The sequence below is a fragment of the Leifsonia aquatica genome, assembly GCF_014190775.1.
Classification (GTDB): domain Bacteria; phylum Actinomycetota; class Actinomycetes; order Actinomycetales; family Microbacteriaceae; genus Leifsonia; species Leifsonia aquatica.
In genome coordinates this window covers 289311-316018 of the sequence record NZ_JACHVP010000004.1, presented here as the reverse complement: position 1 = coordinate 316018, position 26708 = coordinate 289311, and the positions used below count along the sequence as shown (strand labels likewise).

Sequence of the window (26708 nt, the reverse complement as noted above, 5' to 3'; positions counted from 1 at the left end):
GCCTCCGGAAGGGAGATCCGGCCAGCCATCGCAAAGGTCCGGACAGAGTGCTGCGCCGCGTCCGAATCCCGCCAGCCGGTGACGGTGGCAGCCGCTAGCCTCGCAGAGTGAAGGTCGCGCTGCAGTTCGTCGCCATGGGGCTCATCTGGGGAGCCAGCTTCCTGTTCATGAAGATCGCCCTCGACGGGGTGTCCTTCGGTCAGGTCGCCTGGGCGCGCCTCGTCTTCGGCGCGATCACGCTCGGCGTCATCGTCCTGGTCATGCGCAGCCGGCTGCCGCGCGAGCCGATCGTCTGGCTGCACTTCACCGTGGTCGCGATCACCTACTGCGTCGTGCCCTTCCTGCTCTTCGCGTGGGCTGAGCAGTACGTGTCGTCGAGCCTGGCCAGCATCTACAACGCGGTCACGCCGATCACGACCGCGATCCTCGTGACGGTCGCGTTCCGGGTCGAGAAGCTCAACCGCGATCAGGTGCTCGGCGTGCTGATCGGCGTGGTCGGCGTCGTCGTCGTGGTCGGCCCGTGGAGCGTCGCCGCCCTGACCGGCAGCCTGTGGGGCCAGCTCGCCTGCCTCGGCGCCGTGACCTGTTACGGGTTCAGCTTCGGCTACATCCGCCGTTTCATCAGCCACCGCGCCATCCCGGCGACCACCACGGCGTTCCTGAACATCGGCATCGCCGCGGTCATCATGCTGGTGCTGACCCCGTTCGTCGCGCTGGGCCCGATCACTTTCAGCTGGCCCGTGCTGCTCAGCCTCCTGGCGCTCGGGATGCTCGGGACGGGCGTCGTCTACATCTGGAACATGAACGTGCTGCGCGCCTGGGGCCCCACGGCGACCTCCGGGGTGACCTACGTGACCCCGGTCGTCGGCGTCGCGCTCGGCATCCTCGTGCTGGGCGAGCACCTCAGCTGGAACGAGCCCGTCGGGGCTCTCATCGTGATCGCCGGCATCCTGCTCACGCAGCAGCGGGTGCGGATCTTCTCGCGCCGTCAGGCCGAGCTGGTGGGTCAGCGCAGCGCGTAGCCGCCGTCGACGTAGAGCGTCGATCCCGTCGTGTACGTGCTCGTGAAGAGGTGGATGACCGCGTCCGCGATCTCCTCCTCGGTACCGGGCCGGCCGAGGACCGTGGTGGCGCTGAAGCCGCTGAAGGCCGCCTCCCGCACCTCGGCGGAGCGCTGCGCCCAGAGGTTGCCGTCGATCGTGCCCGGCGCGATGGCGTTGACGCGCACCGGCGCCAGCTCGACGGCGAGGCCGCGGGCCAGGCCCTCGATGGCGGCGTTCGCGGCGACGTACGCCGCGGCGGGCCCCGCGGGACGCACGCTCGCCGCACCCGACATCAGGACGACGGAGGCGTCGGGGGTCAGGAGGGGGAGGGCGGCGTGGACGACGCGGTACTGGCCCCAGAACTTCGACTCGAACGGGCTCCGGGCCTCCTCGATCGTGGAGGTCGTGAACGGGCCCGTCGTGTAGCTGGCAGCCGTCGTCAAGAGCGCGTCGACCGCCTCCACCCGCTCGAAGAAGCGCGCGACGGAGGCGTCGTCGGAGGTGTCGACCACGCCCCAGGACGCGGCGTCGCCCAGCTCGGCGGCAGCGCGCTGCAGGGTCGTCTCGGTGCGTCCGCCGAGGTGCACGTGCGCACCGGCGGCGACGGCCTGGCGCGCGACGGCGAGCCCGATGCCGGAGCCGCCCCCGATCAGGACGACGGAACGGCCGGCGAGACGATCGATGCTGTGCTGGGTCATGGTGCTCCCAGCCTGTCAGGCCGGCCGGCCGTCACGGAATCGTGTGACCGCTCGTGTCGTGCAGAGCCGGGATGGGACGTCAGGCGACGACCGGGCCGAAGCGCTCCGGGAGGGTGGAGCGGTGCGTCGCGCGCAGCTCCTCCAGGCCGACGGTGAACTGGTCCTGCACCTCGAGCACCGGCTGGGTGCCGACCTCGGCGTCGGTGACGCCGATGCGCAGGATCGGGACGCCGCGGCCCTCGCAGAGGCCGCGGAACTTCACGTCGTCCTCGCGGGGAACCGAGACGATCACGCGGGCGGTCGACTCGCTGAACAGCGCGGTCGCCGCATCCACGCCGTCGCGCTCGACGATCTCGCCCAGCCAGACGCGGGCGCCGACGCCGAACCGCATCACGCTCTCGGCGAGGGCCTGCGCGAGGCCGCCGTCGGCGAGGTCGTGGGCGGAGGAGACGAGGCCCTCGACCGAAGCGGCGTGCAGCGTCTCGGCGAGCGTGCGCTCGGCGGTCAGGTCGACCGCCGGCGGGCGTCCGCCGAGGTGGCCGTGGATGGTGCCGGCCCAGGCGGAGCCGTCGAGCTCCTCGCGGGTGACGCCGAGGAGGTAGATGTTCTCGCCCTCGTCCTGCCAGCCGGCCGGGATGCGGCGGGCGACGTCGTCGATCACGCCGAGCACGCCGACGACGGGCGTCGGGAAGATCGGCACGTCGCCGGTCTGGTTGTAGAAGGAGACGTTGCCGCCGGTGACCGGGATCTCGAGCTCCAGGCAGGCGTCCGAGAGACCCTCGACGGCCTGCGAGAACTGCCACATGACCTCGGGGTTCTCCGGGCTGCCGAAGTTGAGGCAGTCGGTGACCGCGGCCGGCACAGCGCCGGAGGCGGCGACGTTGCGGTAGGCCTCGGCGAGGGCGAGCTTCGCGCCCTCCTTCGGGTCGAGCTGGCAGTAGCGGCCGTTCGCGTCGGTGGCGATGGCGAAGCCGAGCCCGCTCTCCTCGTCGACGCGGACCATGCCGGCGTCGTCGGGGAACGCGAGGGCCGTGTTGCCGCCGACGAAGTAGTCGTACTGGTCGGTGATCCAGCCCTTGTCGGCCAGGTTGGCCGAGCCGAGCAGCGCCAGCACCTGCTCGCGCAGGGCGTCGCCGCCCTCGGGGCGGGGGAGGCGGGAGGCCGAGTCGGCCTGCAGCGCGTCGATCCAGGTCGGGTAGGCGACCGGGCGCTCGTAGACCGGACCGTCGACCGCGACGGTGCGCGGGTCGACGTTGACGATCTCCTCGCCCTTCCAGTTGATGACGAGGCGGCCGGTCTCGGTGACCTCGCCCAGCACGCTGGTCTCGACATCCCACTTGGCGGTGACGGCGAGGAAGGCGTCGAGCAGCTCGGGCTTGACGACCGCCATCATGCGCTCCTGGCTCTCCGACATGAGGATCTCCTCAGCGGTGAGCGACGGGTCGCGCAGCAGCACCTTGTCGAGCTCGACGTACATGCCGCCGTCGCCGTTGGAGGCGAGCTCGCTCGTGGCGCAGGAGATGCCGGCCGCGCCGAGGTCCTGGATGCCCTCGACGAGCTTGTCGCGGAACAGCTCCAGGCAGCACTCGATGAGCACCTTCTCGGCGAACGGGTCGCCGACCTGGACCGCCGGGCGCTTGGTCGGGCCGCCGGCCGAGAACGTGTCGGAGGCGAGGATGCTCGCGCCGCCGATGCCGTCGCCGCCGGTGCGGGCGCCGAAGAGCACGACCTTGTTGCCGGCGCCGGAGGCATTGGCCAGGTGGAGGTCCTCGTGGCGCAGCACGCCGACCGACAGCGCGTTGACCAGCGGGTTGCCCTGGTAGATCGGGTCGAAGTAGGTCTCGCCGCCGATGTTCGGCAGGCCGAGGCAGTTGCCGTAGAACGAGATGCCGGAGACGACGCCGTGCACGACGCGCGCCGTGTCCGGCTCGTCGATGGCGCCGAAGCGCAGCTGGTCCATCACGGCCACCGGGCGGGCGCCCATCGAGATGATGTCGCGCACGATGCCGCCGACGCCGGTCGCGGCGCCCTGGAACGGCTCGATGTAGGAGGGGTGGTTGTGCGACTCCACCTTGAAGGTGACCGCCCAGCCCTCGCCGACGTCGACGACGCCCGCGTTCTCGCCCATGCCGACCATGAGGTTCTTCTTCATGGCGGGGGTGACCTTCTGCCCGAACTGGCGCAGGTAGATCTTCGACGACTTGTAGGAGCAGTGCTCCGACCACATCACCGAGTACATCGCCAGCTCGCCGCTGGTGGGGCGGCGGCCGAGGATCTCGCGGATCTGCGCGTACTCGTCCTCCTTGAGGCCGAGCGCCGCGAACGGCTGCTCCTTCTCGGGAGTCTCGATCGCGTTCGCGACGGTGTCGACGACGTGCTGGGCGGTGGTGTCGGTCACGCGGGCACTCCAGGCTGCAGGCGGAAGCGGGGGGATCGACCCCAGTCTACCGGGGCTCAGGCGGGACAGCGCTCCGAGGGGATGGCGTCCGCTCGGCCCTGGCCGATCGGGAGGACCGACGCGTTCGCGATCTGGATGTCGGAGACCACGCCGTTCATCACCGCGAACACGATCCATCCGTCCGATCCGTCGGTCAGCCCGTACCCGGTGGTGATGTCGTTGTAGGTGTACGTCTGCGGGATGCCCGGATAGGCCGCGAGGAGTTCGTCGAGGGTGGAGCTGATCCCGATCCCCTCGGCCGTGCGCGGAGTGATCGCATGGTCGTCCGATCCCCCGCCGAAGTTGCCGAACTGGATCGCCGCGGTGCGTCCCGACCCGTCGGCGGCGGCGGCGAAGGTGAATCGCATCCCGCCGGGCGAGGTCAAGACGGAGAGTCCCCCGACGCAGATCGAGGCGGTCTCGTCCGCGAAGGCGGGGAGTGCGCCGCTCTGCTCGGGCAGCGTCGAGCCGAGCGTCACCGGCCCGACACCGTCGAAGCCGATCGTCCAGGTGGCGGGGTCGGCCGGGTCCACAGTCGACGTGGGGGTGGGAGTCGGCGTCGGGGTGGGGGTCGGCGTCTCGGTGGGTGTCGGCGTGGGTGTCGGCGTCGGGGTGGGGCTCGCCACGGGTGCCGGGTCGATCAGTCCGGTGCCGAGGGCGTAGGCCACGCCGCCGCCGGAGATACCCACGGCCAGCAGTACGAGGGTCACCACGAACGCCGTGCGCTTGCGGCCGAGCACGCGGCCGCGGCTGGCGGCGTTCTGCACCACCAGGTCGCGGATCGCCGCCTTACGGCGCGGGTCGAAGGTGGGCTCGGTCATCGCTCTCCTCCGTTCTTCCGGTCGTTGGTATCGGCGGCGCCGTCCTCGCCGAGCAGCTCGGCGAGACGGGCCTTGGCACGCGAGAGGCGCGACTTCACGGTCCCCGGTGCGACTCCGAGGGCTTCGGCGGCGTCCGCCGTGCTCAGCTCCTCGAATACGCACAGGGTGATGATGTCCTGGTCGCGCTTCGGGAGCCGGGCGAGCGCGGCGCGCACGGCGGTGCGGCGTGCGTCGGTGTCGAGCCGGTCGTCAACGACCCCGGAATGGTCGGGAGCGTACTCGGGAGCGGGGAGGTTGCCGAGCGCCTCCCGGTAGCGCCGCGACGAGCGCAGATGGTTGCGGTGCACGTTGTTCGCGGTCAAAAGCAGCCAGCCGATCACCGACCCGTTCACCACGCGCATCGCGTCACGTCGCCGCCACGCCTCCAGGAAGACGACCGCGGTGACGTCCTCGGCGTCGTGCACCGACGACGTCAGCCGCAGTGCCTGCCGGAAGACGCGGTCGTGGTGCAGATCGAAGAGCGCGCCGAACGCGTCGGCGTCGCCGTCATGGATGCGATCGAGCACAGCGGGCTCGTCGAGCAGGAATCCCCTCACATCTCTATAGTGTCCGCAGCTCGAGGTGCGGTTCCCGGCTGGAGGGGCGAAGGAGAGCGCGGCGCGCGGCTCAGGTGTCGAGTTCGACGACCTCGGCGGTCGGGGCGTTCTTCTGCACCGACTCGATGCCGCTCTTCGCGCCGGACTTGCTGGCGTAGCCCTCCGACGTCGCGATGGTCTCGCCATTGGCGGCCTTCAGCCGGAAGCGGTACTCGCCCGACGTGTCCTTGTAGAGCTCGAACTTCCCTGCCATGGTGCCCTCCGTACTCGTGACGTGGTGCGAACACGCGACACAGTAGTGGGCGCAGGCGGCGACGGGGAGTCCCGTCTCACGAGAGCTTCGGCGGCCCCAGCACCAGCAGCGCCGCCATGATCGCGACCGCGAGGACGGCCAGGGAGGTGGCGAGCACCGCGACGTGGGTCAGCATCCAGCGGAACAGCCGCCCGAAACCGGTGTGGTCGCGGGGGTCGTCCGTCGCGGTCGTGCGCCAGCGGCCGTCGAGGCGTCCCGTGCGGTCGGCCCAGAGGTCGAACGGGACCGTCGCGTACGGGACGACGGCCGTCGCGACCGCGAGCACGATGAGCGGCAGGCGCCAGCGCTGGTTGACCCCGATCAGGGCGGCCGTGATCGCGTACGCGATGAACACGAAGCCGTGGATCGGGCCCGCCACCGCCACGGGCCAGTCGCCCACCCCGACGGCGTACTTGAGCACCATCCCCGCGATGAGGAGGGTCCAGGTGATCGCCTCGGCGACGGCGAGGATGCGGTAGAGCAGGCGGGGGGTCATGCCTCCAGCCTGTCGGATCGCCGCCGCCGGCGAATCACCCGAAAGTACGAACGCGCTCCTCGAGCTGGTCGACGTCGCGGGCCGCACCCTTGTCCGCGGACAGCGCCATCGCGGCGTAGGCGCGCAGCGCGGCCGACACCGGGCGGTCGCGGTCGAGCGGGCGGTATCCGCGCCCGGACTCCAGCGCCTCGCGGCGGGCGTCGAGCACGGCGTCCGGGACGTCCAGGCGCAGCGCGCGGGTGTGCACGTCGATGCTGATGATGTCGCCGTCCTCGACGAGCGCGATCAGGCCGCCGGCCGCCGCCTCGGGCGAGACGTGCCCGATCGAGAGGCCGGAGGTGCCGCCGGAGAAGCGGCCGTCGGTGATGAGCGCGCACTTCGCGCCGAGCCCGCGGCCCTTCAGGAACGACGTCGGGTACAGCATCTCCTGCATCCCGGGCCCGCCGCGCGGTCCCTCGTAGCGGATGACGACGACGTCGCCCTCGTTCACGCGCTTGCCGAGGATCGCTTCGACCGCGGCCTCCTGCGAGTCGACGACGACGGCCGGCCCGCTGAAGGTGAGGATGCTCTCGTCGACGCCCGCGGTCTTCACCACGGCGCCGTCGGGGGCGAGGTTGCCGCGGAGGATCGCGAGGCCGCCGTCCTTCGAGTACGCGTGGGCGACATCCCGGATCACGCCGGTCTCGGCGTCGAGGTCGAGGTCGTGCCAGCGCTCCGACTGCGAGAACGCCGACGACGAGCGCACCCCGCCGGGCGCCGCGTGGAAGAGCTCGATCGCCTCGGGCGTCGCCGAGCCGCCGCGGATGTCCCAGTCCGAGAGCCACGCGTCCAGCGTCGCGGCGTGCACGGTGTGGACGCCGCGGTCGAGCAGGCCCGCGCGGTCGAGCTCGCCCAGCAGCGCGGGCACACCGCCGGCGCGGTGCACGTCCTCGACGAGCGCGGCGCCGTTGGGCGCGACCTTCGAGAGGCACGGCACGCGGCGCGACAGGGCGTCGATATCGGTCAGGTCGTAGTCGATCCCGCCCTCACGCGCCGCGGCGAGCAGATGCAGGATGGTGTTGGTCGACCCGCCCATCGCGATGTCGAGCGCCATCGCGTTCCCGAAGGCCGCGCTGGTCGCGATCGAACGGGGCAGCACGGACTCGTCGTCCTGGTCGTAGTAGCGGTGCGCCAGCTCGACGGCGGTCGCGCCGGCCTTCTCGTAGAGGGCGCGGCGGGCGGTGTGCGTCGCCAGGGTCGAGCCGTTGCCCGGCAGGGCCAGCCCGAGCGCCTCGGTGAGAAAGTTCATCGAGTTGGCGGTGAACATCCCGGAGCAGGAGCCACACGTCGGGCAGGCGTTCTCCTCGATGCGGAACAGGTCCGTGTCGCTCACGCTGTCGTTCGCCGAGTCGGCGATCGCCGAGATGAGGTCGAGCTTGCGCACGGTGCCGTCGACGAGCGTGGTGCGGCCGCCCTCCATCGGGCCGCCCGAGACGAAGACGACGGGGATGTTGAGGCGCAGCGCCGCGAGCAGCATCCCGGGCGTGATCTTGTCGCAGTTGGAGACGCAGACGATCGCGTCGGCGCAGTGCGCGTTGACCATGTACTCGACGGAATCGGCGATCAGCTCGCGGGAGGGCAGCGAGTAGAGCATCCCGCCGTGGCCCATGGCGATGCCGTCGTCGACCGCGATCGTGTTGAACTCGCGGGCGATGCCGCCGGCATCGTGGATGGCCTGCGAGACGATGCGGCCGACCGGCTGCAGGTGCGTGTGGCCGGGGACGAACTCGGTGAAGCTGTTCGCGACCGCGATGATCGGCTTGCCGAAGTCTTCGCGGGCGACGCCGGCGGCGCGCAGCAGTGCGCGGGCGCCGGCCATGTTGCGGCCGTGCGTGACGGTGCGTGAACGGAGTGGAGGCATGATTCCATCCTTCGGTCGCGCGCGCGGGAGCGGAAGTCAGCGTTGATACTAGTAGTGAGAGCACTAGTATCGACGTCGTGCCAGACACCGAGGACCGCCGCCGCGAGCTCGGGCGCTTCCTGCGCTCCCGCCGCGAGCAGGCTCCGCGCGCCGACTACGGACTCCCGCCGGTCGGCCGCACCCGGGATCTCGGCCTGCGCCGCGAGGAGGTCGCCTACCTCTCCGGCGTCAGCGTCACCTGGTACACGTGGCTGGAGCAGGGGCGCCCGATCAATCCGTCGCGCTCGGTGCTCGACGCCGTCGCCCGCACCCTGCGTCTCCCGCTGCCGGAGCAGGAGTACGTGCTCTCCCTCGCCGGGTTCGGCCTCGCGCCGACGGTCGCCGCCCGGGCAGTCGAGGATGCGCCTCCCCAGCTCCAGCGGCTGCTCGACGCGATCGACCCCAACCCGGCGTTCGCCCTCGCACCCGACTGGGGCATCGCGGGCTGGAACGAGGCGTACACCCGGCTGTACCCGCGGGTCGGGGACGTGCCTCCCGAGGACCGCAACCTGCTCTGGCTCGTCTACACCGACCATGCCGTGCGGGAGCTGCTCCCGGACTGGGATGTGACCAGCGCGCGGTTCCTCGCCGAATTCCGCGCCGAGACCGGCGCGCGAGCGGGCGACCCGGGTGTGCGCGCGCTCGTGGAGCGGTTGCGCGCGGCGAGCCCGGAGTTCCGTGCGGCCTGGGAGCACTACGACATCAGCGGGTTCGCCTCCCGCGAGCGGCTCTTCCGCCTCCCGGGCGGCGTCACCGCGCGCTTCGAGCACCACCAGCTGACGCCGACGGACCACCCGGAGCTCCGGCTGGTCGTCTACACGCCGCTGGGGTAACTCCCGAGTACGCAGAAAGTGCGCCGGATCGAGTGGATTCGGCGCACTTTCTGCGTACTCGGCTGTTGCCTCCGGAGTCGGGGTTACGCCTCGACGAGCGCCGAGCGGATGACGGAGGTGAAGAAGGTGAGGCCGTCGACGCCCGAGCGCATGGCGTCGGAGGTGTCGGGACCGAAGCCGGGCTCGACCGCGTGCTCCGGGTGGGGCATGAGGCCGACCACGTTGCCGCGCTCGTTGCGCACGCCCGCGATGTCGTTGAGCGAGCCGTTCGGGTTGACGCCCTGGTAGCGGAACGCCACCAGGCCCTCGCCCTCGAGGCGCTTGAGCTCCTCGGCCGAGGCGATGAAGCCGCCCTCGCCGTTCTTGAGCGGGATGACGATCTCCTGGCCCTGCTCGAAGCCGTTCGTCCACGGGGTGTCCGTGTTCTCCACGGTCAGCGACTGGTCGCGGCGGATGAAGTTGCCGTGGTCGTTGCGGATCAGGCCGCCCGACACGAGGTGCGCCTCGGCGAGCATCTGGAAGCCGTTGCAGATGCCGAGCACGGGCACGCCCTTGGCGGCCGCGTCCACGACCTCGGTCATGATCGGCGAGAGGCTGGCGATCGCGCCGCAGCGCAGGTAGTCGCCGTAGCTGAAGCCGCCCGGGAGGACCAGCGCGTCGACGCCCTGGAGGTCGTGCTCGCCGTGCCAGAGCGCGACCGGTTCGGCGCCGGCGAGGCGCACGGCGCGGAGGGCGTCGCGATCGTCGAGCGAGCCGGGGAAGGTGATGACGCCGATGCGCATCAGGCGCCGGCCTCGTCCGGGTAGTGGATGCCCACGACGTCCTCGATCACGGAGTTGGAGAGGATCTCGTCGGCGATCTCGCGGACCGCGGCGCGCGTGGCGTCGTCGATCGGGCCGTCGACGGTCAGCTCGAAGCGCTTGCCCACGCGGACGCCGCTGAACTGACCCTTGCCGATGCGCGAGAGGGCGCCGGCGACGGCCTTGCCCTGCGGGTCGAGCAGTTCGGCCTTGGGCATGACTTCCACAACGATCGTCGACAAAGGTGCGCTCCTGCTCGCTCGCGGTCGGGGGGTTCGCCAGCAATTCTACCGTGCGACGGCGGGCACGCGGTCCGGGCCGGCGATGCGGGAGGCGTGGCCGATGGCCCGCTGCTCGAGCGCGTCGCGCAGGCTCCTGAACAGAGAGTCGGAGACGTCGCCGGGCCAGTCGGCCGGCAGCGCGGCGGGAGGGAGGCCGGGGTCGCGGTACGGGACCACGCGCCACTCGTCGAGCGCGCGCACCCAGAGCGCGAATGCCTCCTCGTCACCGATCGCCGGTGAGACGTCGACCGCGCCGAACCGGTCGACGAAGGTCTCGTGCACGCGCCGGATGGCGGGGAGGTCGTACCAGGACGCGAGTCCCGCGGAGAGGTCGCTGCGGACAGCCGCGTCCACGAACAGGACGGCGTCGAACTCGGCCACGACCTCCGCCAGCTCCCGCTCGAGCGCGGCAGGGCCGATCCACAGGCCGTCCGCGACCGTGCCGCAGCCGATGGCGGCGAGCCGCCGGCGCAGCTGGTGCCGCAGCGATCTCTGCCGCTCCGGGAAGGAGAACGACACGAGGCACCACGCCGTCGCGGGGCGGCGCTCGCCGAAGATGCGGGCGTCGCCGCGCTCCAGCATCGGGACCGCGGCCGGGTCGAGGGAGTAGCCGGGCGCTCCGCCGTCGCCGGGCGCTCGTCGCAGCACACCGCGGGCGACGAGCCGCGCGATGCTCGACCGTGCCGTGGCGGGCGGGATGCCCAGCGAACCGAGCAGGCGCACCGTGCCAGCGGCCGACATCCACCCGCCGAGCGGGCGCAACATGCTCCCGACGAGCGTCCGCAGCAGGGCCGTCGCGCTGCCGGAGGTGGCCTCGAGATCCTCGCGGAGTGCGGGTTCAGTCATGCGTCAGCTCGCCGAGCACGTCGCGCACGGCGGACATCCCCCGCCACACCTCCTCGAAGCTCGTGCTCAGCGGCGACAGCCCGATGCGCAGCCCGTTCGGGTCGCGGTAGTCGGGGATGACGTCCTGCTCCCAGAGGGCGGCGGTCACCTCGCGCATCGCCGGGTGGTTGACCGTGACGTGTCCGCCGCGCCGCTCCGTTTCCCGCGGGCTGGCGAGCGTCGCGCCGAGCGGGGCGAGCCATTCGTCGGCGAGCGCGACCGCATACTCGGTGAGCGCGACGGACTTGGCGCGCACCGCGTCGATCCCGGCCTCCGCGATCATCGCGATCGTGTCCTGCATGGCGAGCATCCCCACGACCGGAGGGGTGCCGCTGATGAACCGGCGGATGCCGTCGGCGGGCCGGTACTCCGGACCCATCGTGAACACGTCGCGGGCGCCCATCCACCCCTGGATCGGCTGCGTGAGTTCGCTCTGGAGGCTCGCGGCGACGTAGCCGAACGCGGGGGATCCCGGTCCGCCGTTGAGGTACTTGTAGGTGCAGCCCGCGGCGAGGTCGACGCCCCACGCGTCCAGCTCCACCGGGACGGAGCCGGCCGAGTGGCAGAGGTCCCACAGCACGAGCGCGCCCGCGTCGTGGGCGATCCGCGTGATCGCCGGCACATCGGCGAGGAACCCGGACCGGTATGCGACCTGGCTCAGCACGACGAGCGCCGTCTGCGGGCCGACGACCGCCGCGACCTGCTCGGGAGTGACGCCCGCCTCCGTGTCGGCCTCGATCCAGACCAGGTCGAGGCTGCGCTCGCGCGCGATGCCGTCGAGCAGGTAGCGGTCGGTCGGGAAGTTGTCGGTGTCGAGGACGATCTGCGTGCGCCCCGGCCGGGCGTCGACGGCGGCGCGCGCCAGCTTGTAGAGGACGACGGTGGTCGAGTCGCCGATGAAGGTCTGACCGGCCCCGGCGCCGAGTGCGGCGTCGCCGAGCGCGTCGCCGATCGTGAACGGCAGCTCCATCCACTCCTCGTCCCAGCCCCGGATGAGGCGGCCGCCCCAGCCGTCGACCAGGAAGCGCTGTACGCGCTCGACGCTCGCGAGGGTGGGCCGGCCGAGCGAGTTGCCGTCGAAGTAGGCGGTGACCCCCGTGCCGTCGGGCACCCCGACGAAGCGCTCGCGGTAGGTGGCCAGCTGGTCTGCGCCGTCGAGAGCGCGGGCGACCGTGAGCGGGTCGGGCGCGAGGAGGTCGGTGGTGGCGGTGTCGTCGGTCATGGGAGCGGTCCTTCGGTGCTCGTGATGGGAGTGGAGGAGGGGGTGGGGAGGTCGGTTGCGGTGAGGTCGACGGCATGGAGCCCGCGAGCGGTCGCGAGCCACGCGGGCAGCTGGGCCGTGTCGCGAGGAGGCGCGGCGGGGATCCAGGCGAGGCGGGAGCCGATCGCGGCCTCGTCGGCGAGGTGGTCGTCTCCGGGGTCGCCGGCGATCGAGCGGAGCACGGTCGTCGCATCGAGGCCCGCGGAGAGGAGCGCCGTCAGCTCGCGGGCGTTCACACCGAGGGGGAGGGGGCCGTTGCCGAGATCGGTCCCGTAGAGCACGCGTCCGCCGGCGGCGTGGAAGCGGCGCAGGTTGTCGACGGCGGTGTCGTGATCCCGGGTCTGGGCGCCCCAGCCGTGGATGTCGAGGGTGGAGATCCAGCTCACGCCGCCTGCGACGGCGTCGTCGATGACGGTGGCGGGGACGCGTTCGCTGAACGGGGTGTGGGCGAGCTGGGTGACGCCGGCGCGGACGGCGCGGGCGGTCTGCCCGGTGCCCTGGGCGTGGGCGACGACCGGCAGCCCGGAGGTCACAGCTTCCTCCACAATCGCGTCGAGAGTGGCGTCATCCACCGTTTCGCCCGCCTCGCTGTTGAGGGCGACCTTGATGCGGGAGGCTCCTGCCATGACCTGTTCACGCACCGCTCGCCGAGCCTCCCGCGGGCCGCCCACTTCGCGCGCCGCGGCGGGGGGAGCCCAGCCGGACCGCACGGGATAGCCGCCGGGAGCGGTGAGGAGGGCGCCGGCGATCGCCACGCTGGGGCCGCGCGGGTCGTCGCGCAGCCAGGTGGTCGCGATCGCCGGGTCCCAGCCGAGGTCGACGACGTGCGTGATCCCGCCCGAGAACAGGGCGACGGGATCGACGAGCCCGAGGTGCACGTGGTGGTCGGTCAGGCGGGGGAAGAGGGTGCCGCCCAGGTGGTGGGTCGCGGTGGCGGTGCCGTGGCCGGCGTCGCGCGGGGCGGGGTCGCTCGGAAGGAGGTGGCCGTCGCGAATGCGGAAGGTGGTCGGACCGCGGAAGCCGTCGCCGGTCCAGACCGCGTCGAACGAGGCCGCGTTGAACGTGGGCGCGTCCGGGCTCACCGGGGTGTGCCGATCTCGGTGCGGACGGCGTACAGCTCGGGGAAGAAGGTCAGCTCGAGCGCCTTCTGCAAGAAGTTCACGCCCGAGGAGCCGCCGGTGCCGATCTTCATGCCGATGGTGCGCTGCACCGTCTTGAGATGCCGGAACCGCCAGAGCTGGAAGTTGTCCTCCAGGTCGACGAACTCCTCGCACGCCTCGTACTCCGCCCAGTGCGCATCCGCGTTCTCGTAGATGTCCCGGAAGACGGGTACGAGCTCCGGAGTGAAGACGTGGGCCTGGGTGACGTCGCGTTCCAGCACGGCCTGCGGTACGGGATGACCGGCGCGGGCGAGGTAGCGGAGGAACTCGTCGTAGACGCTCGGCTGCTCCAGCAACTCCGCGAGCAGGGCGTGCGCGGCGGGGTCGCTCGCGAACACGCTCAGCATGCGGGCGTTCTTGTTGCCGAGGACGAACTCGACGGCGCGGTACTGGTACGACTGAAATCCGGACGAGTTGCCGAGGAATCCGCGGAACTGCGCGTACTCGGTCGGCGTCAGCGTCGCGAGCACGGACCACTGCTCCGTGAGGGTCTTCTGGATGTGCTTGACGCGCGCGATGCGCTTGAGCGCCGGCGCCAGCTCGTCGGCACGCAGCAGGTCGCGGGCGGACTCGAGCTCGTGCAGCACCAGCTTCAGCCAGAGCTCGGTCGTCTGGTGCTGCACGATGAACAGCAGCTCGTCGTGGTGCTCCGGCCGGCTCACCGGGTGCTGCGCGCCCAGGAGCGTGTCGAGGTCCAGGTAGGAGCCGTACGACATCCGCTCGCGGAAGTCGGTGACGATGTCGGGTTCGATGTCCCGGGTGTTCCCATCCACGCTCATGCTGCAAGTTTGCGCCGATCGTCACGAATGCGCAACAGCTAAGTCAGGCGGGCGCGAGCGTCGCCGGGGAACGGCGTCGGTGCGCCGTCCCCCGGTGACGGTGATCAGCTCCGCTCGGCCCGGCGGCGTCGCCATGAGACGGTGGCGGCGAGCGCCAGTCCCAGCGCGATGAGGGCCGCCGCGGCCGCGAGGGGGGTCACCACGTCGGAGCCGGTGTGCGCCAGCGACGCGACCGGAGCGGCGGCGACCGGAGTGGCGCCTCGCGAACCCGGGGCCGGGGTCGCGGGAGTGCCCGGGGTCGTGCCACCGGCGTTCGGCTCGGCCGGTTCCGTCGGCGTCACGACCGGGCGCACGAAGCCGAAGTCCAGCGTCAGGTCCGCTGCGCGGTTCGTGGTGAGATCGCCCGACTCGGCCAGCCAGGTCGAGCTGTCGATGGCGCGGTCGGCGCCCGCGCCCGCGGTGGTGGGCGTGAGTCCCGCCAGGGCGGCGGCCGATGCCGCACGGTCGAGCGTGACCGTGTAGTGCTGCCCCGCCGGGAGCACGGGCAGCCCCGGGAAGAGGTAGCGGCCGTCGGCGTCGGTCGTCGCGGGGCCGACCGGCGCACCTCCCACGTTCGTCACGGGTCCGCCGTCCGGGCCGGTGAGCACGAGCACGACGCCGGGGATCCCCTGCTCGCCGGCGCTCTGCAGGCCGTCGCGGTTCGTGTCGAGCCAGACGAGGTCGCCGACGGAGACGCTCTGGTCGCCGTCACCCGATCCGCCGGCCGAGGTCCGCTTGATCGTGGAGTTCTTCGTCACGGTCGTGCCGGGGTAGCTGATCGTGACCGCGTTCGAGTACGTGCCGAGACGCTGGTCGGTGATGGTGCCCGTGTAGCGGAGGTCGATGAACTCGCTCGCGTGCACCGCATCGAGCACGACATGGAGGCCGGAGGCCGTGCACGAGACCGTGTAGCGCGACGGGTCGACCGGGGAGCTGGGCGTCCCTCCCGCCAGGCTGGCGCGGGCGGTGACGGAGAGCGACGGGCAGTCGATCGCGCTCCCGGCGCCGATCGTGTCGACGACGTCGACCGGTCCGGAGTATCCGGTCTGGTCGCCCGGCAGCTGAACGATCCACGAGATGTTGCTCGACGGGTCCCGCGTGCCCTCGTACGAGCCGTCCGTCCAGCCCGACCCCTTCCACGCTCCGCGCGAGGTCGGCACGGTCGGCGGCCCGCAGTTCGTGGTGCAGGGCGTGGGCGTCGGCTTCGGCGCGATCGTGACGGTCGTCAGCGTCGAGCCGAAGGTCAGCTCGACCGGGCCGCCGGTCTCCGTCACGGTGGTGTGGTCCCACTGCGCCGTGAAGTGCCCGGTGCCGGCGACGTCGTCGTGGGTCGCCGCGTAGTCGGTGAGGGTGAAGACGGCGGTGCGGCCGTTCCAGGCAGCGGTCGCGATCGGCGTGCCGTCCGGGGCGTCGAGGGTGAACCGGGCGAGGCTCGCGGCGGCGAGCTCGGGCGGCAGGGTCAGCGAGAACGTGTCGCCGGGCGCGCTGCCGTCCGGAACCGCCCAGTCGAAGCTCAGGACGAGCTTCTCGCTGTAGCCGTACGACGACTTGTCCGTCGTGACGTTCGAGATGGCGCCGGGGATCTCGGCCGCGCCGGCCGGAGCCGTCGCGACGAGCAGGCCGCTGACCGCGAGGAGGCCGGCGACGAGCGCGGCGACGAGGCGGGCGGGACGGGAGGTGGAACGGGTGCGCGCGTTCGGGTCGCGCGCGACGGTGCGATGCATGACGGTCCTTCGTTCGGGTTCGGACGGTCCTGCGCACGCCGGACGGCGCCTGCCGGTGGCCGGCGGACGCTGATCGGGCGGACGGGGTTTCGGGTCTCCCCGGGTCGCGCCTTCGGGTGGCGGACCGCTCGGAGCGCGCTCGGGTGCGCGCTCGGAGAAGGGACGGTTGAGGGCGCCGATCGTGACGCGGTTCGCGCGGATTCATCGAGATCCGCCGAGTCGCGTCATGATCCACCCCCTCCAGCGTCTCTTGGATGCGGCACTGCCCGCCCCGTCCGCGATCCCCACCCGAATGAGCTCCCCGATGACCCCTCGCGACCAGCAGCGCGCCGAGCGCAAGCGGCTGACGCTGCTCCGTCGCGCGCCCCGGCCCGAACCCGTCGACGAGCTCTCCGACGACGAGCTGGTGGAGCGGTCCCGAGCCGGCGACGAGCTCGCCTACGCAGAGCTGTGGCGCCGGCACTCCCGTGCGGGCCTGGCCGTCGCGCGGTCGGCGAGTTCGAGCATCGACCCGGAGGACCTGGTCGCCGAGGCGTTCACGAAGATCTTCCAGGCGGTCCAGCGCGGCAAGGGGCCGCAGGTCGGTTTCCGCCCGTACCTCTTCACCACGATCCGCAACCTCGCCGCGTCGTGGGGCCGCGACCGCAAGGAGAACCCGCTCGAGGACGCCGAGAGCATCCCCGATCCGGAGACCACCGAGTCGACGACCATGAAGGCGCTCGACCGCTCCCTCACTGCGCAGGCCTTCCGATCGCTGCCCGACCGCTGGCAGGAGGTGCTCTGGTACTGCGATGTCGAGCAGCTGAGCCCGGCCACGGTCGCCCCGCTGCTCGGGCTGACGCCCAACAGCGTCTCCGCTCTCGCCTACCGGGCGCGGGAGGGGCTCCGCCAGGCGTGGATCCAGGCGCACCTCCAGTCCCTCGACGAGGACTCGGAGTGTCGTTGGGTGACAGACCGGATGGGTGCGTACACGCGTGGCAAACTCGCGACCCGTGACACCGTCCGCTTCGAGAAGCACCTCTTCTCCTGCGCCCGCTGCACCATCGTGCTCGGCGAGGCCGAGGAGGTCGGCTCCCGCTTCGCGCTGATCGTGCTCCCGCTGACCGTGGGGGTCGGTGCCGCCGCCGCGTATGCGGCCTGGATCCAGGCCGGTCACAACGCCGTCGCCGCCACGGCGGGCTCCGCGACTCCGATGCCGCCGTCGGTGTCGCACGCGGTCTCGTCGGCGGGATCGACCGGTGGTGCCGGCGCGGGCGGCGCGGGCGGTGCGGCGAGCGGGATGGCGATCGCCGGCTGGACGACAGGAGGCGCGCTCCTCGCCGCGGCGGCCGTCGCCGGGACCCTCGTGCTCGGACCGCAGTTGTTCCCCGGTGGCGACCACGGACCCTCGACGCCGGTCGTCGCGGCCGCCCCGCCGTCCGCCGAGGGGGCACCGGGAGGTGCGGCGAAGGCCCTCCCCGAGGTGCCCGTGGCCGCACCGCCAGCGGCTCCGCCCACGCAGGACGCACCCGCCGACCCGGCTCCCGAGGTACCGACCGCTCCGGCGCGCCCCGGGGCCCCGGCGGTACCCGCGGCCCCGACCACCCCGACCGGCCCCAGGACCCCGACCGACCCCACCACCCCGACCGACCCCACGGCGCCGACGAACCCCACCCTCCCCCAGCCGCCGCTCGCTCCCGTCGTCACCTCGCCGTGGGATGCGGCACGGCCGACCTCCGCCACCTCCGCCGACCTCGCGGGAACCGGCCTCCCGGGCGCTGTCGTCTCGGTGGTCGCCGAGCGTGCAGGCACAGGACCCGTACGGCTGGCGTCCGCTGCGGCCCCGCTTGCCTCCGCGACCGTCGACCCCTCCGGGGCCTGGACTCTCACGGCAGACCTCTCTGCGCTGACCGACGGTGCGTGGACCCTTGTCATCGTCCAGACGGCGGCTGGAGCCTCCTCGGCGCCCACCACGCTCGACCTCCTCGTCGACCGCACGGCGCTCCCGCCCGTGATCACGGGCGTCGACACCGGTTCCGGCGACCTGGCCGGCTGGATGGCGCCGATCGTCTCCGGGACGGCCGAGCCCGGCGCGACCGTGGTCGTCTCCGACGGCGACCGCCCCCTCGCGACGGTGACCGCCGACGCGACGGGAGGCTGGAGCACGGGCGAGCTGATCCTCGCCTCACCGAACTCCTCCCTGACCGCGCGTCAGACCGACGTGGCGGCCAACGTCTCCGAGCCGTCGGTTCCGGTTACGGGCACGTCGAGCGTTCCCGGCGTGCTCGCCATCGGAGCGCCGCTCTCCGTGATCCTCGCGGTTCACGGTGCACCGGGCGCGACGGCAGAGGTGTGGATCGACGGCCAGCCCTCCGGCCGGGTCCTCCCGCTCGACGACAACGGCAACGCCTACTCCCTGTTCGGGATGGAGCCCGGCGACTACCGGATCGGGATCGTCGTCGTGTCCGGCGACCGGCACGGGGTGCTGGTCGACCAGAGCGTCCACGTCAGCCGACCCTGAGCCCCGGCTCCTCCGTCGCCGACGCCGCTCGCCGTTCACCTCCCGGTTACCCGGCCGTCGCGCCGCCGTCGTCCCCGGCGCCTAGCGTGTGCCCTACAGGAGGGGCGCTATGGGCAGGCACTACGATCTGGCGATCGTCGGCAGCGGCATCGTCGGCCTCGGTCACGCGGTGGCGGCGCTGCGCCGTGGGCTGACCGTCGCCGTCCTCGACCGCGCCTCCGGACCCTACGGCGCGTCCGTGCGCAACTTCGGCCACCTGTGCGTGACGGGGCAGGACGGGGAGGCCAGGGCCTACGCAGAACTGGCCCGCGAGCTGTGGCTGACGCTTGCTCCGGAGGCCGGGTTCTGGCTGCGGGAGTCGGGCACCGTCGTCGTCGCGCAGGCGCCAGACGAGCTGGCGGTGCTCGAGGAGTTCCGCGAACAGCGCGGCGGCCGGCAGGTGCGCATGCTCACGCCGGCGGAGGTGCGCGAGCGCATCCCCGTCGCCGACGGCGTCGCGATGGGCGGCGCCTTCCTGCCCGCCGATCTGCAGGTCGACCCGCGCGAGGCGGCGCCCGCGATCGTCCGCTGGCTCGAGGCGCACGGCGTCGACTTCTACTGGCAGACCGCCGTCGGCGGGGTGCAGACCGGCACGGTCCACACCTCCCGCGGACGCCTCGCCGCCGACGCGGTCGTCGTCGCGGTCAATCACGACGTCGAGCAGCTCTTCCCGGGGGTCGCGGAAGCGCACGGGATGGTGCGCTGCAGCCTCGACATGATGCTCGTGGAGGCCGAGCTGGACCACCCGCTCGCCGCCCCGCTCCTCACCGGCTGGTCGCTGGTGCGCTACCCCGGCTTCGCCCGCACGCCGAGCGCCGACGCCCTGCGCGAGCGGCTGGCCGCGGAGCATCCCGCGCTCGCGGCTCTCGACGTGAATCAGATGTACACGCAGCGGCCCGACGGCTCGCTCCTCGTCGGCGACACCCACCGACTCGGCTCGGACGTCCCGCCCTTCCAATCGGAGGAGGCCTTCGAACTGCTGCTGGAGCGCGCCCGCGCCCTCTTCGGCACCGACCGCCTCCGCGTGCGCGAGCGCTGGCAGGGCGTGTACGCGTCCGCCCCCGACGAGTTCCTCGTCGCCGCGCCGCAGCCCGACGTGCGCGTCGTGTCGGTGATGACCGGCATCGGGATGACCACCGGGCTGGGGCTCGCCGACCGCGTCGTCGACGAGCTGTTCGCCTCCGCCCCCGGCGTGCTGGCGACCGCCGGCGCACGCGCCCACTGACACGTCTGCACGAGACACGAGAAAGGCACCACCGTGACCCCTGACGGCCGCATCACCAGCGAGTTCGACGACACCGCCATCATCGAGCCCGAGGAGGACGAGGAGCTCGCCGATCTGGAGCTCGTCGTGCTCGATCTGGCCGGCACGACCGTCGTCGACGACGGTCTCGTGGAGCGTGCGTTCGCGCGCGCGGCCGATGCCGCGGGCCTGACCTCCACTGAGGAGGAGCGCACCGCCGCGCTCGCGTACGTGCACCGCACCATGGGGCAGTCGAAGGCGGCCGTCTTCCGCGCCCTCACCGGCGACGACGACCAGGCCGAGCACGCCAACGCCGTCTTCGAGTCCACGTACGCGGAGCTCGTCGCCGCGGCGGGCGTGCGCGCCGTCCCGGGTGCGGAGGAGCTCATCGGCCTGCTGCGGGAGTCGGGGGTCGCCGTGGTGCTCACCACCGGGTTCTCCCGCGCGACCCTCGATGTCGTGCTCGCCGCCCTCGGCTGGGCCGACCTGGCCGACGTGACGCTGAGCGCCGACGAGGCGGGGCGCGGCCGACCGTACCCCGACCTCCCGCTCACGGCCGTGCTGCGCACGGGGACGACCGCGGTCGACGGCATGGTGGTCGTGGGCGACACCGCGAGCGACATCGCATCCGGCATCGCCGCGGGCGCCGGGCTCGTCGTCGGTGTGCTGAGCGGGTCGCACGACGAGCGCACCCTGCTCGATGCGGGAGCCGACGCCGTCGTGGACAGCGTCGCCGACCTCGCCGAGCTGCTGGGCTTCGCGGACGAGGACGCCGAGTACGACGACGAGGAGGACGACCTCGCCGACGTCGATGACGAGGACGCGCTCGACGACGAGGACGCCCTCGACGACGACGTCGAGCTCGACGACGACGCAGCGCTCGCCCGCGCGGACGGGCCGGCCGGCCGGTGACGATCAAAGCCGTGACCCCTCGCGTCGTCGCGCCGCCGGCGAGCCTGGGGATGGGGGTCAGCGTGTACCCGTCCGCGACCGCGATGGTGTGGCCGGGCGAGGGTCACCGCCACGAGGCGGTCGCCGTGCCGGGCGTGCGTCTCGCGCCGGGTGATGTGCTGGTGGAGGTGGAGCTCGCCACCGTGTGCGGCTCCGACGTGCACACCGTGCTCGGGCACCGTTCGGCGCCCACCCCGCTGGTGCTCGGCCACGAGCAGGTCGGCCGCGTCGTCGCGCTCGGCCGCGGCGGCGCCAAGACGACCGACGGTCACCGGGTGTCGCTCGGCGAGCGGGTCGTCTGGTCCGTCGCCGTGCCCTGCGGACGGTGCGCGCGCTGCCGTCGCGGCCTCCCGCAGCGGTGCCTGAACCTGCAGAAGTACGGCCACGAGCGGATGCGCCGCGGCTGGGAGCTCTCGGGCGGGTTCGCCACGCACACCCACATCCTCGACGGCACCCCGATCGTCCCGGTTCCGGACGACCTCCCCGCCGCCGTGCTCGCCCCCGCGTCGTGCTCGACCGCGACGGTCGCCGCCGCGCTCGAGGCGGCCTCCGAGATCGTGCCGCTGGACGGCGCCCTCGTCCTCATCGCCGGGGCCGGGATGCTCGGCCTCACCGCGGCCGCCATGGCGACGGAGGCCGGCGCTCGCGTCGTCGTCAGCGACCCCGTCCCCGAGCGACGCCAGGCGGCCCTCGCGTTCGGCGCAGCCGCCATCGTCGATCCACGCGCCCCCGCGGACTCGGCCACGGGGCTCGCGACGGCGCTGGGCAAGGCCGGCGGCCGTGCCGCAGCGCCGACGGTCGCCCTGGAGCTCTCCGGCACCGCCGCCGCCGTCCGCTCGCTCCTCGCCACGGTCGACGTCGGTGGCGTGCTGGTGCTCGTCGGCTCGGTCTTCCCCGGTCCCGACCTCGCCGTCTCGCCGGAGCAGCTCGTTCGCCGCCTCCTCACCATCCGCGGCGTGCACAACTACGCCCCGCGGCACCTGGAGCAGGCGGTCCGCTTCCTCGCCGACGGGGGCCGCCGCTATCCCTTCGCCGAGCAGGTGGGCGTCGTCTTCCCGCTGGAGGAGGTGGATGCGGCGCTCGCCGCGACCGGGCACCCGCGGGTGGGCGTGCGCCCGTAGCCTTTCCTGAGCGTTCTCACATGTTCGGTTCTCTAGGATCGAGCTCCCGAACCCCGTGAGGAACCCCCGTGATCGAGACCGTCGACCCGACCACCCGTCCCCGCACCACCGATTCCGAGGCGCAGCCGCCCGTGCCCCCGAGCCCGCCCGCCCCGTCGCTGCAGCACCGGCAGCCCGGACCGGCGAGCCGCGCCATCGGCTCGCTGATCTTCTTCAGCCGCTGGCTGCAGGCCCCCCTCTACCTGGGGCTGATCGTCGCGCAGGCGATCTACGTCTGGGTGTTCATCGTCGAGCTGTGGCATCTCGCCGAAGACGTGATCGTCAGCGGCCACATCGACGAGGCCGCGGTGATGCTCGCCGTGCTCGGCCTGATCGATGTCGTGATGATCGCCAACCTCCTGATCATGGTGATCATCGGCGGCTACGAGACCTTCGTCTCGCGCGTCAACACCGACGGGCACCCCGACCAGCCTGAATGGCTGTCGCACGTCAACGCGAACGTGCTCAAGGTGAAGCTGGCGATGGCGATCATCGGCATCTCGTCCATCCACCTGCTCAAGACGTTCATCGAGGTCGGCGACCTCGGGGCTCCGGGCGCCGAGAACGTGACCGGCGACACGTACACGTCCCAGGGCGTGTTCTGGCAGGTCCTCATCCACTGCGTCTTCATCCTCTCCGCCGTGGCGCTCGCCGCGATCGACAGGATGTCGAAGAAGTCCGACGCCGGCCACTGACGCCGTCGGTGCCGGGTGGCATCGTGGAGGCATGAGCGACGACCCCTTCGCGACCTTCTTCCGCCTCCTCGCCGAGGTGCCGGTGCCGCCCGACGCCGAGGCGCTGTACGGGAGGGACCCCGAGGGTCGTCGCCGGGAGCGCAACCTGCGCCGCTACCTCGCGATGCCGCACGCCCCGGTGCTGCTGCTCGGCGAGGCTCCGGGATGGCGGGGGATGACGATCACCGGCGTCCCGTTCACGTCGGTGCGCGAGGTGGAGGCCGCGGTCACGCCCGAGCTCGCCGCGCTGGAACTGCCTCCCGAGCCGCAGGCCCCGTGGGAGGCGTCCAGCCGCGACGTGTGGGCGGCCTTCCGATCGTGGGAGGGGCCGCTCCCGCTCTCCTGGCCGATCTACCCGCACCACCCGTTCGTGCCGGGCGACCCGCGCACGAATCGCACCCCGCGCCCTGCCGAGGTGCGCGCCGGCGCCCCGGTCGCGCTGGAGCTGATCCGCGCGCTCGGCGTGGAGACGGTGGTCGCCGTGGGACGCAAAGCCCAAGGGGCCCTCGCGGTCGCCGGCGTCGACGCGCCCGCCATCCGGCACCCCGCCCAGGGCGGCGCGCGACAGTTCACCGAGCAGCTGCTGGCCGTGAATGCGGGCATGCGCGGCTGAGGGTTGACTTACGAATCCTTCACGACGTACTATTCCACGTGGAATAATCACCGCGGAACAATCGATCCGGAACAACACCCATGACACCAACCCCCCTCACCCCGCTCGCCGTGGCGGCGCTCGCGCTGCTCGCCGAGGGGCCGACGCATCCGTACGAGATGTACCAGACCCTCGTGCAGCGCTCGGAGGACCGGCTCGTCAAGGTGCGCCCCGGCTCGCTCTACCACACGGTCGATCGGATGGCCGGCAACGGCCTCGTCCGGGCGACCGGCACCGAGCGCGAGGGCAACCGTCCCGAGCGCACCACCTACGAGATCACCGCCGAGGGCACGCAGGCCCTTCGCGAGCGGATCGCCGACATCATCGGCACACCCGTCAACGAGTATCCGGAGTTCCCGGTCGGGCTGGGGGAATCCAACAACCTCTCCGCCGAGACCGTCGTCGCCCTGCTGCGCCAGCGCGTCTCCCACATCCGCGAGGACATCGGGACACTCGACGAGGCGATCCGCAAGCTCATGGACAAAGGCCTCCCCGCCCGGTACTGGATGGACGTGCGTTACCTGCGCGCGATGGCGGAGGCCGACGTGGCCACGCTCGAGGCCCTCATCGACGACCTCGTCTCGGGAGAGATCCCCTGGGACGACCAGAAGCAGCACTGAGAGAAAGACACCCATGGAACGAGAACTGAAGCCCTGGCCGGCCCTCTGGGCCCTGGTCGTCGGGTTCTTCATGATCCTCATCGACACCACCATCGTGTCGGTGGCCAACCCCTCCATCATGAAGGGGCTCGACCTCGGCACCGACTACAACGCGGTCATCTGGGTGACCAGCGCGTACCTGCTCGCCTACGCGGTGCCGCTGCTCATCACCGGCCGCCTCGGCGACCGGTTCGGACCGAAGAACATCTACCTGATCGGCCTCGTGATCTTCACGCTGGCCTCCGCCTGGTGCGGGTTCGCCGGCGACATGCCCGGCGGCGGCATCGGGATGCTGATCACCGCCCGCGTCGTGCAGGGCCTCGGCGCCGCGCTGATGACCCCGCAGACGATGGCGGTCATCACCCGCATCTTCCCGCCCGACCGCCGCGGTGCGGCCATGGGCCTGTGGGGCGCCGTGGCCGGCGTCGCGACCCTGATCGGCCCGCTGCTCGGCGGCATCCTGGTCGACACTCTCGGCTGGGAGTGGATCTTCTTCATCAACGTGCCCGTCGGCGTCGTCGCGTTCATCCTCGCGATGCGTCTCGTGCCGAAGCTCCCGACGCACTCGCACAGCTTCGACATCCTGGGCGTCATCCTGTCGGCCGTCGGCATGTTCCTCCTCGTCTTCGGCATCCAGGAGGGCGGCACCTACGACTGGGGCGTCATCTGGGGCCCGATCAGCGTCTGGGGGCTCATCATCTCGGGCATCGTCGTGCTGATCGCGTTCGTGATCTGGCAGGCGATGAACAAGAAGGAGCCGCTGCTGCCGCTCCCCCTGTTCCGCGACCGCAACTTCTCGCTCTCGAACGGCGCGATCACGACCGTCGGCTTCGCGGTCACCTGCATGGCGCTGCCGCTCGTGTTCTACTTCCAGACCGTCCGCGGTCTCACGCCGACCGAGTCGGCCCTGATGCTCGCGCCGACCGCCGTGTTCTCCGGCGTGCTCGCGCCGCTGATGGGTCGCCTGATCGACAAGATCAACCCGAAGTACATCGCCGCGCCGGGCCTCCTGCTCTTCGCGATGGCGCTGTTCCTCTACTCGCGGATGCTGACCCCGGATGTGACCATCTGGTGGCTGCTCATCCCGAGCGCCCTCATGGGCATCGCGATGTCGGGCGTCTGGGGGCCGATCTCGGCGACCGCCACCCGCAACCTCCCGATGAACCAGGCGGGGGCCGGCTCGGGCGTCTTCAACACCACGCGTCAGATCGGTGCGGTGCTCGGCAGCGCGTCCATCGCCGCCCTGATCTCGAGCCGACTCGCCGTCGACCTGCCGAAGGTCCCCGGCGGTGGGAACGTCAGCGAGGCCACGGCGGGAACGGAGCTGCCGCAGTTCCTCCACGCCGGATTCACCCAGGCGATGTCGGAGGCCCTGCTGCTGCCCGCCGCGGTCGCCTTCCTCGGCGCGCTGATCGTGATCTGGTGGGCGAAGCCCAAGCCGCCGGCGTGGGGTCCCCGCGCGGACGCCGCCCGCGACGCGGCCGCCGCGGATGCCGCCGGTGCCTCCGCAGGGGCTGCGGGAGGCCACGGTGCGCACGCCGCGCCTGTCCCGGTCGACGCCGTGGTCCACGGCTCGCACGCCGCCGACGTCCCGCCCGCGACGGACCTGTCCGAGGGCGAGGAGCCGCCGCACGGCCTCCACGCCGCGCCCGTCACGGACTGACGCCCGGACGTTCCGACAGCACGAAGCCCTCCCGCCGATCGGCGGGAGGGCTTCGTCGTGCTCGGGGAGCTGTCGCGGCGGCGACGCGTCAGGCGCCGGTCAGTCGCTCCAGCAGTTCGCGGTAGCGGGCCGTGGTGCGCTCGACGATCTCGGCGGGCAGCTCGGGAGGGGTGCCGGTCTTGTCCCAGTTCGCTGCGAGCCAGTCGCGCACGATCTGCTTGTCGAAGCTCGCCATGCGCTCCTCGGCGGTCGCCGCGGTCGCGTAGACCTGCGCATCCCAGTACCGGCTGGAGTCGCTCGTGAGCACCTCGTCGGCCAGTGTGATCTCGCCGGTCGCGCGGTCGGCGCCGAACTCGAACTTGGTGTCCGCGATGATCACTCCGCGCTGCTCGGCGATGGCCGACGCGCGCGAGTAGACCTGCAGCGAGAGGCGGCGCAGCTCCTCCGCGATCTCGGGACCGACGAGCTCGACGGTGCGCTCGAAGCTGATGTTCTCGTCGTGCTCGCCGAGCGGCGCCTTCCACGCGGGGGTGTAGAGCGGCTCGGGCAGGCGGTCTCCGTTGCTCAGGCCGTCGGGCAGCGGGATGCCGCACACGCTGCGGCTCGCCTGGTACTCCGCCCAGCCGCTGCCGGTGAGGTAGCCGCGCACCACGCACTCGATCGGGAACATGTCGAGCGGCTTCACCAGCATCGCGCGCCCGGAGACCTCCGCCGGGATGCGCTCGACGACCCGGTCGTCGGTGCCCTCGCGGCGCAGCTCGTGGTCAGGGACCAGGTGGTTGGGCACGCCGGCGAGCTGGTCGAACCACCACAGGCTGAGCGCGGTCAGCAGCTCGCCCTTGCCCGGGATGCCGGGGGAGAGCACATGGTCGAACGCGCTCACGCGGTCGCTGGCGACGACCAGCACGGCGTCCGCGTCGTCGAGACCGGTCGCGCCCTCGGGCACGTAGAGGTCTCGGACCTTGCCCGAATAGCTGTGGACCCATCCCGCCAGTTCGCTCACCCGTCCATCGTAGAGGCTGG

Annotated in this window: 25 protein-coding genes; 10 read left to right on the top strand and 15 right to left on the bottom strand. The window is 72.1% G+C overall.

What is annotated here, in order from left to right; all coding sequences use genetic code 11:
- Window positions 1-107: 107 nt before the first annotated feature.
- Window positions 108-1022 carry a DMT family transporter gene (locus FHX33_RS17500; RefSeq protein ID WP_021764107.1) on the top strand — a complete coding sequence of 305 codons (915 nt, stop codon included), beginning with the start codon at window positions 108-110 and terminating at the stop codon, window positions 1020-1022.
- On the opposite strand, the gene FHX33_RS17495 is transcribed toward FHX33_RS17500, so the two are convergent.
- The 7 genes from FHX33_RS17495 to ilvD form a co-directional block, all read right to left on the bottom strand.
- Entirely contained in the window at window positions 1007-1741 is a 735-nt protein-coding gene (locus tag FHX33_RS17495) for an SDR family oxidoreductase (protein WP_183428792.1), read from the bottom strand. The genes FHX33_RS17500 and FHX33_RS17495 overlap by 16 nt on opposite strands.
- A gap of 79 nt (window positions 1742-1820) precedes the next feature.
- The gene (gene purL, locus FHX33_RS17490; RefSeq protein ID WP_021763992.1) at window positions 1821-4139 is read right to left on the bottom strand and encodes a phosphoribosylformylglycinamidine synthase subunit PurL; all 2319 of its coding nucleotides are present in this window, start codon (window positions 4137-4139) and stop codon (window positions 1821-1823) included.
- A gap of 56 nt (window positions 4140-4195) precedes the next feature.
- Window positions 4196-4999 carry a hypothetical protein gene (locus FHX33_RS17485; protein WP_021763993.1) on the bottom strand — a complete coding sequence of 268 codons (804 nt, stop codon included), beginning with the start codon at window positions 4997-4999 and terminating at the stop codon, window positions 4196-4198.
- Entirely contained in the window at window positions 4996-5595 is a 600-nt protein-coding gene (locus FHX33_RS17480) for an RNA polymerase sigma factor (protein ID WP_021763994.1), read from the bottom strand. Before FHX33_RS17480 ends, FHX33_RS17485 begins: the two co-directional genes overlap by 4 nt.
- A 70-nt stretch (window positions 5596-5665) precedes the next feature.
- Entirely contained in the window at window positions 5666-5848 is a 183-nt protein-coding gene (locus FHX33_RS17475; RefSeq protein ID WP_021763995.1) for a YegP family protein, read from the bottom strand.
- Window positions 5849-5924: 76 nt separating this feature from the next.
- Complete coding sequence (locus FHX33_RS17470) at window positions 5925-6383, bottom strand: DUF3817 domain-containing protein (protein ID WP_021763996.1); 459 nt, start codon at window positions 6381-6383, stop codon at window positions 5925-5927.
- 34 nt (window positions 6384-6417) lie between these two features.
- Complete coding sequence (ilvD, locus tag FHX33_RS17465; protein WP_183428791.1) at window positions 6418-8283, bottom strand: dihydroxy-acid dehydratase; 1866 nt, start codon at window positions 8281-8283, stop codon at window positions 6418-6420.
- 77 nt (window positions 8284-8360) lie between these two features.
- On the opposite strand from ilvD, the gene FHX33_RS17460 reads away from it, so the two are divergent.
- Window positions 8361-9155: a helix-turn-helix transcriptional regulator gene (locus FHX33_RS17460; protein WP_021758064.1), complete on the top strand. Its 795-nt coding sequence runs from the start codon at window positions 8361-8363 to the stop codon at window positions 9153-9155.
- Between the two features lie 83 nt (window positions 9156-9238).
- Here the strand turns inward: FHX33_RS17460 and purQ are convergent, their stop codons facing one another.
- The 7 genes from purQ to FHX33_RS17425 form a co-directional block, all read right to left on the bottom strand.
- Window positions 9239-9937, bottom strand: coding sequence for a phosphoribosylformylglycinamidine synthase subunit PurQ (gene purQ, locus FHX33_RS17455; RefSeq protein WP_021758063.1), 699 nt, complete (start codon window positions 9935-9937; stop codon window positions 9239-9241).
- Window positions 9937-10197, bottom strand: coding sequence for a phosphoribosylformylglycinamidine synthase subunit PurS (gene purS, locus FHX33_RS17450; RefSeq protein WP_021758062.1), 261 nt, complete (start codon window positions 10195-10197; stop codon window positions 9937-9939). The genes purQ and purS overlap by 1 nt, the downstream gene beginning before the upstream one ends.
- Window positions 10198-10242: 45 nt before the next feature.
- Window positions 10243-11082, bottom strand: a complete 840-nt coding sequence (locus FHX33_RS17445) for a PaaX family transcriptional regulator (RefSeq protein ID WP_183428790.1) — start codon at window positions 11080-11082, stop codon at window positions 10243-10245.
- Window positions 11075-12343, bottom strand: coding sequence for a kynureninase (locus tag FHX33_RS17440; RefSeq protein ID WP_021764836.1), 1269 nt, complete (start codon window positions 12341-12343; stop codon window positions 11075-11077). The genes FHX33_RS17445 and FHX33_RS17440 overlap by 8 nt, the downstream gene beginning before the upstream one ends.
- Window positions 12340-13464, bottom strand: a complete 1125-nt coding sequence (locus FHX33_RS17435) for an amidohydrolase family protein (protein WP_021764837.1) — start codon at window positions 13462-13464, stop codon at window positions 12340-12342. The genes FHX33_RS17440 and FHX33_RS17435 overlap by 4 nt, the downstream gene beginning before the upstream one ends.
- On the bottom strand, window positions 13461-14321 hold the full coding sequence (gene kynA / locus FHX33_RS17430; protein ID WP_021764838.1) for a tryptophan 2,3-dioxygenase: 861 nt from the start codon (window positions 14319-14321) through the stop codon (window positions 13461-13463). The genes FHX33_RS17435 and kynA overlap by 4 nt, the downstream gene beginning before the upstream one ends.
- A gap of 104 nt (window positions 14322-14425) precedes the next feature.
- A complete protein-coding gene (locus tag FHX33_RS17425; protein WP_183428789.1) occupies window positions 14426-16084 on the bottom strand; it encodes an SdrD B-like domain-containing protein in 1659 nt (552 codons plus the stop codon).
- Between the two features lie 304 nt (window positions 16085-16388).
- On the opposite strand from FHX33_RS17425, the gene FHX33_RS17420 reads away from it, so the two are divergent.
- From FHX33_RS17420 to FHX33_RS17385, 8 genes are all read left to right on the top strand, one after another.
- The gene (locus FHX33_RS17420) at window positions 16389-18584 is read left to right on the top strand and encodes a sigma-70 family RNA polymerase sigma factor (RefSeq protein WP_183428788.1); all 2196 of its coding nucleotides are present in this window, start codon (window positions 16389-16391) and stop codon (window positions 18582-18584) included.
- Between the two features lie 109 nt (window positions 18585-18693).
- Window positions 18694-19848: a TIGR03364 family FAD-dependent oxidoreductase gene (locus FHX33_RS17415; protein WP_021764650.1), complete on the top strand. Its 1155-nt coding sequence runs from the start codon at window positions 18694-18696 to the stop codon at window positions 19846-19848.
- A 33-nt stretch (window positions 19849-19881) separates the two neighbouring features.
- Window positions 19882-20778 carry a phosphonatase-like hydrolase gene (locus FHX33_RS17410; RefSeq protein ID WP_021764649.1) on the top strand — a complete coding sequence of 299 codons (897 nt, stop codon included), beginning with the start codon at window positions 19882-19884 and terminating at the stop codon, window positions 20776-20778.
- An 11-nt stretch (window positions 20779-20789) separates the two neighbouring features.
- Entirely contained in the window at window positions 20790-21938 is a 1149-nt protein-coding gene (locus FHX33_RS17405; RefSeq protein WP_338092046.1) for an alcohol dehydrogenase catalytic domain-containing protein, read from the top strand.
- Window positions 21939-22006: 68 nt separating this feature from the next.
- A complete protein-coding gene (locus tag FHX33_RS17400) occupies window positions 22007-22672 on the top strand; it encodes a TIGR00645 family protein (RefSeq protein ID WP_021758145.1) in 666 nt (221 codons plus the stop codon).
- A 31-nt stretch (window positions 22673-22703) separates the two neighbouring features.
- Complete coding sequence (locus FHX33_RS17395; protein WP_183428786.1) at window positions 22704-23324, top strand: uracil-DNA glycosylase; 621 nt, start codon at window positions 22704-22706, stop codon at window positions 23322-23324.
- Window positions 23325-23404: 80 nt separating this feature from the next.
- Window positions 23405-23983 (top strand): PadR family transcriptional regulator, encoded by a 579-nt coding sequence (locus FHX33_RS17390; protein ID WP_021758147.1) that lies wholly within the window; start codon window positions 23405-23407, stop codon window positions 23981-23983.
- A 13-nt stretch (window positions 23984-23996) separates the two neighbouring features.
- On the top strand, window positions 23997-25685 hold the full coding sequence (locus FHX33_RS17385) for a DHA2 family efflux MFS transporter permease subunit (RefSeq protein ID WP_183428785.1): 1689 nt from the start codon (window positions 23997-23999) through the stop codon (window positions 25683-25685).
- Window positions 25686-25773: 88 nt separating this feature from the next.
- Here the strand turns inward: FHX33_RS17385 and FHX33_RS17380 are convergent, their stop codons facing one another.
- Window positions 25774-26688: a phosphoribosylaminoimidazolesuccinocarboxamide synthase gene (locus tag FHX33_RS17380; RefSeq protein WP_021764797.1), complete on the bottom strand. Its 915-nt coding sequence runs from the start codon at window positions 26686-26688 to the stop codon at window positions 25774-25776.
- Window positions 26689-26708: the final 20 nt, after the last annotated feature.

Bases quoted from the DNA above. Each gene is read 5' to 3' on its own strand.
- FHX33_RS17495 (WP_183428792.1), bottom strand. From the start codon at position 1,741: ATGACCCAGCACAGCATCGATCGTCTCGCCGGCCGTTCCGTCGTCCTG.
- FHX33_RS17485 (WP_021763993.1), bottom strand. From the start codon at position 4,999: ATGACCGAGCCCACCTTCGACCCGCGCCGTAAGGCGGCGATCCGCGAC.
- FHX33_RS17475 (WP_021763995.1), bottom strand. From the start codon at position 5,848: ATGGCAGGGAAGTTCGAGCTCTACAAGGACACGTCGGGCGAGTACCGC.
- FHX33_RS17470 (WP_021763996.1), bottom strand. From the start codon at position 6,383: ATGACCCCCCGCCTGCTCTACCGCATCCTCGCCGTCGCCGAGGCGATC.
- ilvD (WP_183428791.1), bottom strand. From the start codon at position 8,283: ATGCCTCCACTCCGTTCACGCACCGTCACGCACGGCCGCAACATGGCC.
- purQ (WP_021758063.1), bottom strand. From the start codon at position 9,937: ATGCGCATCGGCGTCATCACCTTCCCCGGCTCGCTCGACGATCGCGAC.
- FHX33_RS17445 (WP_183428790.1), bottom strand. From the start codon at position 11,082: ATGACTGAACCCGCACTCCGCGAGGATCTCGAGGCCACCTCCGGCAGC.
- FHX33_RS17440 (WP_021764836.1), bottom strand. From the start codon at position 12,343: ATGACCGACGACACCGCCACCACCGACCTCCTCGCGCCCGACCCGCTC.
- kynA (WP_021764838.1), bottom strand. From the start codon at position 14,321: ATGAGCGTGGATGGGAACACCCGGGACATCGAACCCGACATCGTCACC.
- FHX33_RS17425 (WP_183428789.1), bottom strand. From the start codon at position 16,084: ATGCATCGCACCGTCGCGCGCGACCCGAACGCGCGCACCCGTTCCACC.
- FHX33_RS17420 (WP_183428788.1), top strand. From the start codon at position 16,389: ATGACCCCTCGCGACCAGCAGCGCGCCGAGCGCAAGCGGCTGACGCTG.
- FHX33_RS17415 (WP_021764650.1), top strand. From the start codon at position 18,694: ATGGGCAGGCACTACGATCTGGCGATCGTCGGCAGCGGCATCGTCGGC.
- FHX33_RS17395 (WP_183428786.1), top strand. From the start codon at position 22,704: ATGAGCGACGACCCCTTCGCGACCTTCTTCCGCCTCCTCGCCGAGGTG.
- FHX33_RS17390 (WP_021758147.1), top strand. From the start codon at position 23,405: ATGACACCAACCCCCCTCACCCCGCTCGCCGTGGCGGCGCTCGCGCTG.
- FHX33_RS17385 (WP_183428785.1), top strand. From the start codon at position 23,997: ATGGAACGAGAACTGAAGCCCTGGCCGGCCCTCTGGGCCCTGGTCGTC.